The sequence below is a fragment of the Homoserinimonas sp. OAct 916 genome, from assembly GCF_003260275.1.
In the GTDB taxonomy this organism is placed as follows: Bacteria; Actinomycetota; Actinomycetes; order Actinomycetales; family Microbacteriaceae; genus OACT-916.
The window spans coordinates 180,114-193,777 of record NZ_QJHB01000008.1; the positions used below are offsets into that span (position 1 = coordinate 180,114).

Consider the following 13,664-nt stretch of genomic DNA (forward strand, 5'->3'; position numbering starts at 1 on the left):
CGAAGGTGACCGACGACGAAGGGTGCGAGACGCGTATCTGCATCTCGCACCCTCCTCAGATCACATCGGCCCGAGGCCTGCCCTACTTCCCCGACGCCTCTGCTGCTGGCTCCAGCTCCAGCTCCGGCTCCGCCTGGGCGGCGACATGCGCGGCACCCGGGTGCGAACGCTCGAGGGAGGCACCTTCGACGTCGACGTTCGGCAAAATGCGATCAAGCCATTTCGGCAGCCACCACGCCGCGTCACCGAGCAGGTGCATCGCGGCGGGAATGAGCAGCATCCGCACGACGAAGGCGTCAAAAATCACACCGAACGCGAGGCCGAGGCCGATCGACTGGATCATCACAGAGTTCGAGAATATGAACCCGCCGAAAATCGCAGCCATGATGAGTGCCGCAGCAGTGACCACCGCACGTCCCGCGTGCACTCCCCGCTGGACGGCGAGCCGGGACGGGCTGCCGTGGGCGTAGGACTCGCGCATGCCACTGACGAGAAACAACTGGTAGTCCATTGCGAGGCCGAACAGCACGCCAACCACCAAGATCGGCAGGAAGCTCAGGATGGGCCCGGGGTCGTGCACTCCGAACACGGGGGCCAGCCAGCCCCATTGGAAGACAGCCGTAATGACACCGAACGAGGCGAACAGCGACAATATGAAACCGATGGTGGCCGTCAGCGGTACGAGGATCGAGCGGAACACGAGGATCAGAATGATCAACGAGAGCCCGACGACGACGAGAAGATAAAGCGGCAGGGCACCCGCCAGCTTCTCGCTCACATCGATGTTGCCTGACGCATTGCCGGCAACGCCGAGGGAATCAACACCCTCCAGGTTGAGCCCGCGCAAGTCGTGCACGAGCTGCTCGGTTGACTCGCTCGTGGGTCCGCCCTCGGGCACGACCTGAAAAGCGAGCAGCATATCGTCATCAGATACGCCGATCGGGGCGACAGCGACCACGTTGTGCTCTGATTTCAACGCTGTGCCGATGCGCACCTGTTCGGCGACGAGATCTTCGCCGGAGACCTTCTCCGACATGTCCGCGACGACGACGAGAGGGCCGTTGACGCCGGCGCCGAACTTGTCTTCGATCAACTTGTACGACTTGTACGCGCTGGAGCTGACGGGTTCCGATGACCCGGCGGGCAGGCCGAGGCGCATGGAGAGCGCCGGCATCGCCACGATGAGAAGCACGATGACGCCGGCAACCACGGTGACGATGGCACGCATGGTGTTCATCGGCTTGTTCGGGACACGGACAGGGTCGGCGTGGCCGATCTTGGCCCGTGCCTTCTTCGTGAGGATCCGCGGACCGACCAGGCGCAGCAGCGCCGGAGTCAGCGTGATAGCGACGAGGATCGCCACAAACACCGCAACCGCACCCACCGTGCCCATGAGGCCGAGGAACGGAATCCCCGTGAGGTTGAGGGCCAGGAGGGCGATGAGCACCGTGGCCCCGGCGAACACGACGGCGTTGCCCGACGTGCCGTTCGCGAGCCCGATCGACTCCTGCAGTGGCACCCCGTTGCGCAGTTGCTTGCGATGCCGGTTCAAGATGAACAACGAGTAGTCGATGCCAACCGCAAGCCCCAGCATGACTGCCAGCACGGGTGTGACCGAGAGCATATCGACCGTACCGGACAGCGCCAATGATGCGAGCACGCCGACACCCACCCCGATGAGGGCGTTGATCAGGGGGAGGCCCGCGCCAATCAAGGTGCCGAGCATGACGAAAAGCACGATGGCAGCGAGAATGACGCCAGCGATCTCTCCCGGGCCCAGAATGTCGGGGATGGTCGCAGCGAGGTCGTTGGTGACCTCAACGTCGACGCCGGCGATGCCGGCGTCGTTCATCTCGTTGACGACGGCCTCTTTCGCCTCTGCCGAGACCGTGTGGAGAGACTTGTCGAATTGGATGATGGCAATGGCGGTGGTCCCGTCACTCGAGACCTGGCGAATCTCGGAGGACAGCTCAAGCAGTTGGGAACCCTGCTCCAACGTTGCACTCTGCTTCTCCAGCTCGATGCGGGTCTGGTCAAGCTTTGCCTGCGTCTCTACGATCTGTGCAGTCCCGGCATCGATCTCGGCCTGCTGCGCGTCGAGCTGGGGCCCGGCGGCCTCGAGCTGACCCGCTGCCTCGGCCTGAGCGCGCGCTGCATCAAGTTGCTGCTGGCCCGCGTCGAGCTGCGCCTCGGCAGCGTCCACCTGAGCCTGACCCGCATCGAGCTGGGCGTTGCCGTCGGCGATCTGCTGACGACCGCTCGTGATCTGCTGTGACTGCTCGGCGAGCTGCCCCTGCACGACGAACGGGTTCGTGGCGCCCTTGACGCTCTCGAGGGCAGTGGTTTTCTCCAAGAGCTTGCCGATCTCCGCCTTCTGGGCCTCGGTGAAGCCGGAGTCATCGGTAGTCGTGAACACGACCGTGCCGAGACCTCCACTCGCTGCCGGGAACTTCTCGGCGAGCTGATCGCTCACCTCCTGAGTGGCAGTGCCGGGGATAGTCACGGCAGAGGTGAGCGTGCCGCCGAACACCGCGAACGCGCCGGCGGCGAGGGCCAGCAGGAGCAGCCACGCGACGACGACCGACCAGGCCTTGCGTGCGGAGAACCGACCGAGTCGGTAGAGAAGGGATGCCATGTTCGTCAAATTTCTTTCTTTGTGGCGGGGTTAACAGGTGGCGGCCTCGCGGCGCGTGATCGAAAGGATGCGGTGCGAAGCCTGATTCAGCCGGTTGCCGAATCGGCGTCCCCGGTTTCGGCGAGCCTCGGCAATGGTGCCGGTGACAGAAGCTCGGAGACCACTTGGATCAGCGCGAACCGGATCTCGTCGGGCGGGCCCAATGCGTCGCCGGCGAAGGTCATGCCGGCGACAAGTGTGTAAGCCGCGCCCCCGAGGGCGACACCGAAACGGATTCTCTCCTGCGTGGTGGAATCAGCCGCGAAAAGACTGGCCGTGAGCTCGGCGATGAGTTCGTTGGCCCGGTCGATGACGGGTGTTCCGCGCATCGATTGCCCCTGGTTGATGAAGATGTGCACTTCCAGTCGGTGCTCGAGCAGAAAGTCGACGAATGCCTCGACGAATGCGTCGCGGTCCATACGGGCATCACCCGCCGGCGTGAATGCGGCCAGAACCCGCCCGAGTCGGTCGATGGCGGGGCCGAGCACGGCCTCAAGCAAGGCCTCCTTCGATGCGAAGTGATAGAGCACACTCGACTTCGAATATCCGGCCGTATCGGCGATGGCCTGCAGTGAGGTCGCACCGAACCCGACCAGCGCGAACTGCTCCAGCGCGATGGCCTTCAGCTCCGTGGCAGGGCTGGGCCTGGTCGAACCCGGCGTGATCGGTCGACCCTGCGCAACTGAGGCGTCAAGGGGGGAAGTGGACATGCTCCGACAGTATCTGACCGATCGGTCAGATACTGTCCGATCGGTCAGATTCTCAGTTGTTTGCCAGAGAGTTCGACCGTTTTTCACGCAACCCAGACCTCCGTTGCAGGTTGCCCGGGGAAGAACCGCAGATTACCGGTAGCGTGGATGCCCAGGAGGTACTACTTCGATGCGCAAATTCATTTTCAACACCAGTGTCCTCAGCGCGGTCTTCGGCGCCTGGTCGATCATTCAGACCACGCGTACCGGCCCGCGCGACTGGCGCCTGATCCTGATGTGGTTGAGCTGGGGCGCAACCGTGGCCATTGCGATCGGTTCTGCAAAGAAAGAGGCCGACGAGCTGCGCATCGAAGAGTGAGTCCGACTGCCGGCCAAACCGTGGGCAACCGTGCGATACCACGGTTCCGCACCCCCCGTCGGCGTGTCATGGCGACTAACCGGCTGCGATCGGCGAAACTGGGGCCATCAGTTCAATTGGCAACAGTGCGTGAGGAGGGTTCCCATGAGATTTCGTTGGCGTCGGCACGCCGCCGAGACGGTGGCCCCTGTCGTTCACGAACCACGGTTGACCGACGAGCAGGTGCTCGCGGTCGTTGAAATGCGACTGAACGAGCATTTCGGTCCGCGCGGCTCATGGAGCGTCGTTCCCCGCAGCGCTTCAGACACCGATGTGCTGTTCCAAGAGTTCTTGACCCACTCGATCGCGGTGGAATTGACCACGGCCCTCGCTGAACGCTCTGCGGCGCCGGTCGAGGCAGTCGCCACCCCGGTTTCACCCGAGTGGCAGCCAGAGCCGATCACACTGTGGGCCGAGACCGAAGACCAGTTGTTCCGTCCCGACCCCGCAGATCTGACTGCCTTGGTGGCTTCGATGACCCCGGTCGCACCCTCGGAGAACACTCCGACGGGGGCACGCCGCCACGTCGCCTGACGGGCCTCAGTTCAGCGATCCACCGTCACCACGCCTCAGCCACAGCGCGTCCCACATCGAGCGGCATAGACCAAGCGTCAGTCGCCGTCCCAGTTCGACGGCCCCATGGTTCCGGCCTCATATTCGTCCATCGGGAACCCTTTCGCGTGCCACGCCTCCAATACTGGGCCCACGATGCGCCAGCAGTGTTCTGCGGTATCGCCGCGCACTGACAGGGTGGGGTCGCCATTCAAGATGCCGGCCAGCACTTCGCCGTAAGGAAGCAGCTCCCCTGCCCCGAGGTCGGTGGTCAGCGTCGCGCGATCCAGCTCCTCCGGTTTGCCCGGGCCATTGACATTCAGCTCGAGGCTCAGCCGATCAGGGGTGAAATAGATTCGCAGAACGGTCGGGCCAGTGAGTCCGGTCAGCCCGGTCGGCAGGTGCGGAACGTCTTTGAAGGTGACGATGATCTCGCGGCGCTTGTCGCACAATGCCTTGCCCGACCGCAGCACGAATGGCACGCGCGCCCACCGCCACGTGTCGATCTCCACCGTGACCTCGGCCAAGGTCTCCGTTCCCATTTTCGGATCAACCCCATCTTCGTCGACGTAGGAGGGAATCGAACGGCGCCCGACCTTTCCGGCCGTGTACCGTGCTCGCCTTGAGGATTGCTGCGGGTTCGAGTCATACACCCGGGTTGCACGCAGAACCTGCCCCTTGGCGTCGCGCAGGTCGGCGGCCGACATGCTCGACGGCGGTTCCATCGCAAACACGGCCAACACCTGCAGCAGGTGGCTCTGGATCATGTCGACCAGGGCGCCGGCCTTGTCGTAGTAACGAGCGCGGCCCTCCAGCGCGAGTTGCTCGTCGTAGACGATCTCCACCTTTTCAATGTGGGAGCTGTTCCACACCGGCTCGAAGACGCGGTTCGCGAACCGCAGTCCGACCAGGTTGAACACGGTCGATACGCCAAGGAAGTGGTCGATTCGGTGCACCTGGGTCTCGGGAACCAGACTGAGGAGCTTCTTATTGAGGGCGTGCGCGCCGGCCTCATCGGTACCGAAGGGTTTCTCCAGCGCGAGAATCGTTCCCTTCGGCAGTGACACGTCAGACAACGCGTCACAGGCACGCGCGGTGATCGCCGGCGGCAGCGCGAAGTACATCGCCGGGGTGCCGTCGCAGGCCTCGAGCGCGGTGGTGAGGTCTCCCGCCTTTGTCACGTCGAGCCTCAGGTACCTGGTGTTCTTCAGCACGCGGTCGACCACGGCGGCGCTGGCCCCACCCTCTGTGAACGACGCCTTCAGGATCGACTTCCAGCGGGCGTCGGTCAGTTCGTCGATCCCCGCTCCGATCAAGGTCACCCGCCGCTTGGGCTCCCGCGTCAACAGCTGCCCCAGCGCAGGTAGTAGCAGTCGGGCCGCCAGATCTCCACTCGCTCCCAGAATCAGAATTGTCTTGATCTGTTGTGCCATACCCAACAGAGTAGACCGCACGGTGTCATGATGGAGCAATGAGCCTCAACATTGAGGAATACGCCTTACTCAGCGACCGCCACACGGCGGCCCTGGTGGGCAGAGACGGCAGCATCGACTGGTTGTGCATGCCCCGGTTCGATTCACCGTCAATGTTCGGTGCACTCTTGGGCGATGAGAACCACGGCCGGTGGCTGCTCGCGCCGGAAGATCCTGACGCCACGGCCAGCCGCTCCTACATCGAGGACACGTTCGTTCTGACCACGAGATGGACGACACCGACCGGTGTGGTGGACGTGACCGAGTTCATGCCCCTCGGCGACGACTACGGCCGTGTGGTGCGGCGCGTGCACGGTGTCAGCGGCACGGTGAAGATGCGCCAGCGCCTGACCATCCGCTTCGGGTACGCCACAGCGATGCCCTGGGTCAGACAGGTACTCGATGATCACGGACATGGCCTGCTGGCGGTGGCCGGGCCGGATGCCATCATCCTGCGCGGCCCCCGCCTGCACGCGACCGATCACCACCACGAGGCCACCACCACGATCGCCGCCGGCCAGACGGTAGATTCGGTGCTCGCCTGCTTTCGCTCGCACGTGGACACGCCCGAACACATCGACATCGATGCCGCCCTCGCGAGCACTGTCTCGTCCTGGTCTGACTGGGTGGCGTCCTGCAACCACAGCGGCCCCTACCACGACGAGGTCATCCGCTCCCTCCTGGTGCTGCGGGCCCTGAGCCATGTGGAGACCGGCGGCATCGTCGCCGCGGCCACGACATCCCTTCCCGAAGACTTCGGCGGCTCGCGTAACTGGGACTACCGCTACGTCTGGTTGCGGGATGCATCATTGACCCTGAGCGCCCTTCTCGAGCACGCCTATGTGGATGCCGCCCAGAGTTGGCGCAACTGGCTGCTGCGGGCGATCGCCGGCGACCCGAACGATGTGCAGATCATGTATGGGCTCGCCGGTGAGAGGTTTCTCGAGGAACGGGAGATCCCCAGCCTGCCCGGATACCAGGGCGCATCACCCGTACGCGTCGGAAATGACGCGGTCGGCCAGTTCCAGGCCGATGTGATCGGTGAGGTGATGGTGGCCCTGCACCAGGCGAGGGAGGCCGGTGTCGCTGAGGACGCGTTCTCGTGGCCGCTGCAACGAGCCCTCCTCAGCTTCATCGAGAAGAACTGGCGACGCCCCGACCAGGGCATCTGGGAGATCCGTGGCCCACAGAGGGAGTTCACCCATTCGCGGGTGATGGTGTGGGCGGCCCTCGATCGCGCTATCCGGGCGGTACGCGACTACGGCCTGCCTGGACCGGTTGATCGCTGGGAGCGTCTGCGCGACCAGGTGCGCGAGGATGTCGAGAACAACGGCTTCGACGAGGCGCGCAACAGCTATACCCAGTACTTCGGCACCGACCAGGTGGACGCTTCGCTGCTGGTGCTCGCCCAGGTGGGGTACTGCGAGCCGGATGATCCGCGGATGCTGGGCACCGTCGCCGCGATAGAGGAGGATCTGCTGCGCGACGGGCTGCTTCTCAGGTACCGCACCGACAGCGGTCTCGACGGGCTGCCACCCGGAGAACATGCGTTCCTGGCGTGCTCGTTCTGGTTGGCAGAGCAATATGCCCGTTCGGGAAGACTCGACGACGCCCACGAACTCATGGACCGGCTCGTCGGCTTCGCCAACGACGTCGGCCTGCTCTCCGAAGAGTACGACACCGGCGATCGCCGTCAGGCCGGTAACTTTCCGCAGGCGTTCTCCCACCTGGCGCTCGTGCAGGCGGCCGACGCCATCGCGGCGGCACAGACAGTGTCCACGAAGGCACCCACCGGGCCGACGCCCGCCAGCTGATCCGGTGGGACAGCGCCCGGTTCAGCTGCAGAAGAGTTCAGATACCGAACAGGTCAGATCCTCGTCGATGGAGACACCCGGGGCATCAGAGGTTGAAGCCGAGGGCGCGCATCATGTCGCGGCCGTCATCGGTGATGCGTTGCGGGCCCCACGGCGGCATCCAGACCCAGGTGATGAAGAACTGGTCCACCACCCCGTCGAGCGCCTCGGCGACCTGCTCGGTGATCACATCCTGCAGCGGGCATTCCGCAGTGGTCAGGGTCATGTCAATGGCGAGGGCATCCCTCTCGTCATCCCACGCCAGATTGTAGACGAGGCCGAGATCAACGACGTTCACCCCGAGTTCGGGGTCGATCACATCCTTCAATGCCTCTTCGATCTCGTCGAAGCGGGTGTCCTCCAATGTGGTCAACATGACAGCGGTGTCCTTTCTAGTCCGTCGATTCCGAGGCCCCGACCGGCAGGAAGCGGTCGTAGCCCTCGTTCTCGAGTCGGTCGGCGAGCTCTGGGCCGCCTTGCTCGGCGATGCGCCCGGCCACGAACACGTGCACGAAATCGGGCTTGATGTAGCGCAGGATGCGCGTGTAATGGGTGATCAGCATGATACCCAGTGCAGTCTTGTCCTTGGCGCGGTTGACTCCCTCCGCCACGATCTTCAACGCATCGACGTCGAGGCCCGAATCCGTCTCATCGAGAATCGCGAACCGCGGCTGCAGAAGTTCGAGCTGCAAGATCTCGTTGCGTTTCTTCTCACCACCGGAGAATCCCTCGTTGACGTTGCGTTCGGCGAACGACGGTTCCATGCGCAGGTTCGTCATGGATTCGCGGATGCTCGTGATCCAGCCGCGGATCGCCGGCGCCTCGCCGTCGATGGCGGTCTTCGCGGTGCGCAAAAAGTTGGTGACGGTGACGCCGGGGATCTCCACCGGGTACTGCATGGCGAGGAACAGTCCCGCCCTGGCTCGCTCGTCCACCGTCATATCGAGCACCTCGGCGCCGTCGAGCGTCACAGAGCCCTGGGTGACGTGATATTTCGGATGCCCGGCGATCGAGTAGGCAAGGGTTGACTTACCCGACCCGTTCGGCCCCATGATCGCGTGGATCTCGCCCTCTTTGATCACGAGGTCGACCCCGCGCAGAATCTCCTTGGCGCCCTGGTCTGTGTCGACGCTGACGTGCAGGTCTTTGATGCTGAGGGTGGACATACTTTCCTTTGTTGAATGTTGGGTGGCGGGCAGTCAGTGCCTGGGAGGCCAGTGTTTGGGAGGTGAGTGCTCGGGAGGTGAGTGCTCGAAAGATCAGGGCTCTGGCGGCCCGGAGGCCGGCATTCCGAGCTCGGTCTCGATCGCACGCACCAGGCGCGCTTCGAGGGCATCCTGGCCGATCGAGGCGATGAGCTCGGTGAAGAAACCACGCACCACGAGTCGCCTGGCCTCGGCCTCGGGAATTCCGCGCGACCGCAGGTAGAAGAGTTGCTCGTCGTCGAATCGGCCCGTTGTCGACGCGTGGCCGGCTGCGAGGATGTCGCCGGTCTCGATCTCCAGATTCGGCACCGAATCGGCGCGCGCCCCCTCGGTGAGCACCAGATTGCGGTTCTGTTCATAGGTGTCTGCGGCCACCGCGGTGGCACGGATCAACACGTCACCGACCCAGGCGGTTCGGGCGCCCTCGCCCTGCAGGGCACCCCGGTAGTTGACCCGACTGCGCGTGTGCGGCGCGTCGTGATTCACGAAGACACGCTGCTCCAGGTGCTGGCCGGCGTCGGCGAAGTAGACCCCGAGCAACTCTGCGTCTGAACCGGTGGCGGCCAGATGCACCGACGGGTCGATGCGAACGACACTGCCGCCGAGCGAGATGACCACGTGTTTGAGCCTCGCACCCCGGCCGAGCGTGGCGAAGTGGCTGGCCAGGTGAATGGCATCATCGGCCCATTCCTGTACGCTCACGACGGTGAGCTGCGCCTCATCCTCGAGCACGATCTCCAGGTTCTCGGTCAGCAGTGCCGACCCCGAGTTCTGCACGATGAGGACAGCCCGGCTGCCCGTGCCGGCCGTGATCACGGTGTGTGCGGCCCGAGCTTCTGGCCCGAACCGGTTGCGATCCACGGTCAGGCCCCCATCGGCCCCGGCAGGCACCGTGATCGCAAGTGCCTCGCTGAACGAGGTCCACGCGTTGGCAGACACCCGCTCCTCCGGTTTGCCGGCGGCACCGATGCGCCGATCCGTTCGGTCCAACCATTCGATGAGCAGGGCGTCACCTGTTTCATCGGTCACGGTGTATTCGTAGCGGGCGCCGTTGACCGGTTCGCCGGCGAGCGCCTTGACCCGCGTGATCGGCGTGTATTTCCACTCCAGTTGGGAACTGGACAGCGCAGGGAAGTCGGCGGCGTCAACGGAGGTGAACCGCTCCGACCTGGTTTGAACCGGGACGAATCTCGGCTCATCGGAGGCGGTGTTCGGCCGGGACGCTTTGTGGCTTTCGATGGTGACGGTGGGTGCTGGCTGGCCCATCAACCGACCGATCCTTCCATGCTCATCTCGATCAGCTTGTTCAGCTCGAGTGCGTATTCCATCGGCAGTTCCTTGGCGATCGGCTCGATGAAACCGCGCACGATCATCGCCATCGCTTCGAATTCGGCCAAGCCTCGACTCATGAGATAGAAGATCTGCTCCTCGTTGACGCGGGAAACAGTGGCCTCATGCCCCATCTTCACGTCGTCTTCGCGCACATCGACGGTCGGATACGTGTCGCTGCGCGAGAGCGTGTCGACCAGTAGCGCGTCGCAGTTCACCGTGTTGGCCGAGTGGTGGGCGCCGGCCTCGATACGCACCTCACCCCGGTAACCACTCCGACCACCGCCGCGGGCGATCGACTTGGAGACGATGTTCGACATGGTGTACGGCGCCAGATGGATCATCTTCGCGCCGGCGTCCTGGTGCTGTCCGGGACCGGCGAACGCCACCGACAGGGTCTCCCCCTTGGCGTGCTCCCCCATCAGGTAGATCGACGGATACTTCATCGTCACCTTGGAGCCGATGTTGCCGTCCACCCATTCCATGGTGGCGCCCTCCATCGCGATTGCCCGCTTGGTGACCAGGTTGTAGACGTTGTTCGACCAGTTCTGAATCGTTGTGTACCGCACCCGGGCATCCTTCTTCACAACGATCTCCACGACAGCCGAATGCAACGAGTCTGTGGTGTAGATCGGGGCGGTGCAGCCCTCGATGTAGTGAACGTAGCTGCCCTCGTCGGCGATGATCAGGGTGCGCTCGAACTGGCCCATGTTCTCGGTGTTGATGCGGAAGTAGGCCTGCAGCGGAATCTCCACGTGCACGCCGGGCGGCACGTAGACGAACGAACCGCCGCTCCAGGCCGCGGTGTTCAGCGCTGCAAACTTGTTGTCGCCGGCGGGGATGATCGTGCCGAAGTACTCCTCGAAGAACTCCGGGTGCTCACGCAGGGCAGTGTCGGTGTCGGTGAAGATCACACCCTGCGCCTCCAGGTCGCTGCGGATCTGGTGATAGACCACTTCCGATTCGTACTGCGCAGTGACGCCCGCGACGAGGCGATTGCGCTCAGCTTCGGGGATGCCGATCCGCTCGTAGGTGTTCTTGATGTCGTCGGGCAGGTCGTCCCAGGTCTGGGCCTGCTTCTCGGTCGACCGCACGAAATACTTGATGTTGTCGAAGTCGATGCCCGACAGGTCGGCCCCCCAATTCGGCATCGGCTTGCGGCGAAACATCTGGTACCCCTTAAGCCGATGCTTGAGCATGAACTCGGGCTCATTCTTCAGCGCCGAGATGTCGCTGACCACCTCTTCGGAAATGCCCCTTCGGGCGGAGGCGCCTGCGGCATCGGAGTCGGCCCAGCCGAATTCGTATTGACCGATGCCGGCCAGTTCGGGTCGTTCGATCAGGATATTTGGGATATTCTCCGCAATGCTCACAAACTTCAGCATACCGATTTAAACTGAAAACTGTCCTTTTAATCCGCCGCTCGTCGTGTCAGCGAACCCGGCGAAACGCCCGAGTCGCCAATGCGGCAAGCAGGAAGCCGGCGGCGGTGATCGCGGTCACCCCGCCCGCGTAAGCCACCAACAACGTTGTTTCCCCGCCATTTGGCCGGGTGAGAACGAAGAGAAACGACAACACAGTACCGAGCGTGCTGATGAGCGCCACCCACAACAGCACCCGCATTCGCGGAACCTGGATCCGCGTGCTTTCGACTCGCGGACGCTGCCCGAGGGCCCCGGCAAGACATCCCCAGAAGGCAACCACCAGCAGCCCGGCCACCACGTCAGACGGTCGGTGCCATTGGCCGGCCAGGGTCGCCACGCCGGCGACCACCGTGAAGATGGCACCCGCGAGAGCGGCCCATCCCCGCCACTGGGGGCTCGCGACCAGAAATACGACCAGCACGGCGGCGGCGGCAACCGTCGTGTGCCCCGACGGCAGAGAGTTGTACGCGAACCCGTCGACCCCGAGGTCGGGCCTCGGCAGCAGGGGCTTGAGTATCTGGGTGGTCACATTCGCCGCAATTGCCGACCCGATCGCGAGCGCGAACAGGTACCACCTTCTTCGGGACGCAGAAACCACGACCGCGAGCACGAAGGCGATGATCGCGGCTACGACCGGAAGAGCATCCAGAAAGCTGAAGACGTAGGGGGCGACGGTGCGGTGACCGATCGTCGCCCCGTCGAACGCCAGTTGATCGATCTCCTGCCCCGTCTGAGTGCGCACGAAGAACCAGTAGACGGCTGCCAGCGAGATCACCGCCACGAGCGCTCCGGTGAGAAAGACGAGTGAACCCGCCCCGAGTGTTTTTCGCATCAGGCGTTAACTCTGTCACAGCGAGGCGGCCAGCGCCTCGCGTTGGCGAACGGGTAAAGTCGTGCCATGAGCTACTTGGAGATCGCCGAGATCGACGTGGTGCCCGGACAGGAGTCCCTGTTCATCCAGGCCGTGGCCGAAGCGATCCCCCTGTTCAAACGGGCGAAGGGTTGCCTCTCACTGGAATTACGTGACACTCATGAGGTGCCGTCCAGGTTTCGCCTGATGGTCGAATGGGAAACGCTCGAGGACCACACCGTGGGATTTCGAGAATCCGACGACTATGTCGCCTGGCGCGCCCTCGCGAGCAAATATTTCGCCAACGTGCCTCGCGTCGAACACGCGGCACAGGTACTCAAGGGCTTCTAGCCCACCGACTCGAAGGAGATGCACGTGGACAGGCCCGAAGAAGATGCCATCCTCATCGCGTGGTGTGCCGAGGTCAGCGAAGCGCTCGGCCTGGACCACGTCGAGGTTGACATCAAGAAGCTGCTCGGCCTCGCCGGGAGGGCCGCCCACCAGGTGTTGCGCCCGGCAGCGCCGCTGACCACGTACCTCGTCGGCTATGCCGCAGGGCTGGCTGCTGCGTCCGAGAAGTCGGCCGGTGATGCGGCAGACGAGGCGACCGAGATCGCGCTGCGGCTCTGTGCCACGCGTGAACAAGCCGGTCAGCAATAGGTCATCGCAGGCTTTCACAGCCCGCCTGAGACGTCATCGCCTGGCAGCACGAAGTCCCCCCCTCTGCCATACTCGTGCGATGAACGAAACAACGCCGCGCCCTGATATCCACTCGAATCGGCCTTACACGATTGCGGTCATTCTGGCTTCGCTGTTCATCCCGATCACCCTGTTGACCGGGCAGGTCGTCAAACTCGTCATGGACTCCACGAACCCGGCGGGGCTCGACGACTTGGGTGCCGGACTCGCGTACCTCACCGAGATCCTCATCTGGTCGTTCACGATCCTCGCAATCACCATCGCCGGCTTTCTGGTGGCCACAATCATCCAGTTCACCCGCACCCGGTCGTTTCGTGCGATTGCCCTCCCGGTCTCGATCGCTGCCATCCAGCTCGTGATCGGTGTCGCGGCGGTGATCATCACGCGCGCCATCACCGATATCGGCGGCTGACGAAGCAGTCATTGCGCCGCCGAGCGAAGTGCGCCCGCTCGGCGGCTTCCCGCCCCTCGAAGTGACACACGGGCGGTGCTGCCGGAT

Annotated in this window: 14 protein-coding genes; 6 read left to right on the plus strand and 8 right to left on the minus strand. The window is 63.9% G+C overall.

Annotation, left to right across the window (positions count from 1 at the left end; genetic code table 11):
* Nucleotides 1-82 precede the first annotated feature (82 nt).
* Both DL891_RS11170 and DL891_RS11175 read right to left on the minus strand, forming a co-directional pair.
* Nucleotides 83-2,635, minus strand: coding sequence for an MMPL family transporter (locus DL891_RS11170; protein WP_111720507.1), 2,553 nt, complete (start codon nt 2,633-2,635; stop codon nt 83-85).
* A gap of 86 nt (nt 2,636-2,721) precedes the next feature.
* Nucleotides 2,722-3,384: a TetR/AcrR family transcriptional regulator gene (locus DL891_RS11175; RefSeq protein ID WP_111720508.1), complete on the minus strand. Its 663-nt coding sequence runs from the start codon at nt 3,382-3,384 to the stop codon at nt 2,722-2,724.
* A gap of 169 nt (nt 3,385-3,553) precedes the next feature.
* Between DL891_RS11175 and DL891_RS11180 the strand changes: the two genes are divergently transcribed.
* Together DL891_RS11180 and DL891_RS11185 are read left to right on the plus strand one after the other, a co-directional pair.
* Nucleotides 3,554-3,742, plus strand: coding sequence for a hypothetical protein (locus tag DL891_RS11180; protein WP_111720509.1), 189 nt, complete (start codon nt 3,554-3,556; stop codon nt 3,740-3,742).
* Between the two features lie 144 nt (nt 3,743-3,886).
* Nucleotides 3,887-4,315, plus strand: coding sequence for a hypothetical protein (locus DL891_RS11185; RefSeq protein ID WP_111720510.1), 429 nt, complete (start codon nt 3,887-3,889; stop codon nt 4,313-4,315).
* Nucleotides 4,316-4,392: 77 nt separating this feature from the next.
* On the opposite strand, the gene DL891_RS11190 is transcribed toward DL891_RS11185, so the two are convergent.
* Nucleotides 4,393-5,766: a glucose-6-phosphate dehydrogenase gene (locus DL891_RS11190; RefSeq protein ID WP_198668862.1), complete on the minus strand. Its 1,374-nt coding sequence runs from the start codon at nt 5,764-5,766 to the stop codon at nt 4,393-4,395.
* A 38-nt stretch (nt 5,767-5,804) separates the two neighbouring features.
* Between DL891_RS11190 and DL891_RS11195 the strand changes: the two genes are divergently transcribed.
* Nucleotides 5,805-7,619, plus strand: a complete 1,815-nt coding sequence (locus tag DL891_RS11195) for a glycoside hydrolase family 15 protein (RefSeq protein WP_111720511.1) — start codon at nt 5,805-5,807, stop codon at nt 7,617-7,619.
* Nucleotides 7,620-7,704: 85 nt separating this feature from the next.
* On the opposite strand, the gene DL891_RS11200 is transcribed toward DL891_RS11195, so the two are convergent.
* The 5 genes from DL891_RS11200 to DL891_RS11220 all read right to left on the minus strand — a co-directional run bounded on the left by DL891_RS11200 (nt 7,705) and on the right by DL891_RS11220 (nt 12,448).
* Nucleotides 7,705-8,034 (minus strand): metal-sulfur cluster assembly factor, encoded by a 330-nt coding sequence (locus tag DL891_RS11200; RefSeq protein ID WP_111720512.1) that lies wholly within the window; start codon nt 8,032-8,034, stop codon nt 7,705-7,707.
* 16 nt (nt 8,035-8,050) lie between these two features.
* Complete coding sequence (sufC, locus tag DL891_RS11205) at nt 8,051-8,824, minus strand: Fe-S cluster assembly ATPase SufC (RefSeq protein WP_111720513.1); 774 nt, start codon at nt 8,822-8,824, stop codon at nt 8,051-8,053.
* Nucleotides 8,825-8,917: 93 nt separating this feature from the next.
* Nucleotides 8,918-10,129 (minus strand): Fe-S cluster assembly protein SufD, encoded by a 1,212-nt coding sequence (gene sufD / locus DL891_RS11210; RefSeq protein WP_111720514.1) that lies wholly within the window; start codon nt 10,127-10,129, stop codon nt 8,918-8,920.
* Nucleotides 10,129-11,547, minus strand: coding sequence for a Fe-S cluster assembly protein SufB (sufB, locus tag DL891_RS11215; RefSeq protein WP_232819129.1), 1,419 nt, complete (start codon nt 11,545-11,547; stop codon nt 10,129-10,131). Before sufB ends, sufD begins: the two co-directional genes overlap by 1 nt.
* Before the next feature lie 76 nt (nt 11,548-11,623).
* A complete protein-coding gene (locus tag DL891_RS11220) occupies nt 11,624-12,448 on the minus strand; it encodes a phosphatase PAP2 family protein (protein ID WP_111720516.1) in 825 nt (274 codons plus the stop codon).
* Nucleotides 12,449-12,514: 66 nt separating this feature from the next.
* Here DL891_RS11220 and DL891_RS11225 point away from each other — a divergent pair, with 66 nt between their 5' ends.
* The 3 genes from DL891_RS11225 (at nt 12,515) to DL891_RS11235 (ending at nt 13,577) form a co-directional block, all read left to right on the plus strand.
* On the plus strand, nt 12,515-12,817 hold the full coding sequence (locus DL891_RS11225; RefSeq protein ID WP_111720517.1) for an antibiotic biosynthesis monooxygenase: 303 nt from the start codon (nt 12,515-12,517) through the stop codon (nt 12,815-12,817).
* Nucleotides 12,818-12,841: 24 nt separating this feature from the next.
* Nucleotides 12,842-13,126: a DUF6457 domain-containing protein gene (locus tag DL891_RS11230; RefSeq protein WP_157962478.1), complete on the plus strand. Its 285-nt coding sequence runs from the start codon at nt 12,842-12,844 to the stop codon at nt 13,124-13,126.
* A gap of 79 nt (nt 13,127-13,205) precedes the next feature.
* Nucleotides 13,206-13,577: a hypothetical protein gene (locus DL891_RS11235; protein ID WP_111720519.1), complete on the plus strand. Its 372-nt coding sequence runs from the start codon at nt 13,206-13,208 to the stop codon at nt 13,575-13,577.
* Nucleotides 13,578-13,664: the final 87 nt, after the last annotated feature.